The organism is Pseudomonas sp. PME37.24/025 (genome assembly GCF_055556615.1).
Genome location: NZ_JBVHNK010000177.1, coordinates 1 through 273, shown reverse-complemented (window position 1 = coordinate 273; position 273 = coordinate 1). Strand labels below are relative to the sequence as shown.

Sequence of the window (273 nt, the reverse complement as noted above, 5' to 3'; positions counted from 1 at the left end):
ATCCCTTGTTCCAACTGAGTGATTCGCAGTGTAGGCTCTGTAGCCACTACAGACTCAAGAGGTATTTTCATGGAGCAACAGGTCGGCATCTTGCGTGCCCAGCTTGCCCGGAAAACAGGCTGCAATCTCGAAACCATCCGCTATTACGAGAAGGTGGGATTGCTGCCGGGGCCGCCTCGCAGTTCCAACGGCTACCGCGTCTATTCGCCGGAACTGGTGCAAAGGTTGCAGTTCATCCTGCGCGCGCGCGACCTTGGCTATGCAATGGATGAG

Annotated in this window: 1 protein-coding gene; it reads left to right on the top strand. The window is 56.0% G+C overall.

Annotated elements, in window-relative coordinates:
- Nucleotides 1-69: 69 nt before the first annotated feature.
- Nucleotides 70-273, top strand: a 204-nt coding sequence (locus tag ACZ3HH_RS29975) for a MerR family transcriptional regulator (protein ID WP_465810205.1), incomplete at its 3' end; no start/stop codon positions are given.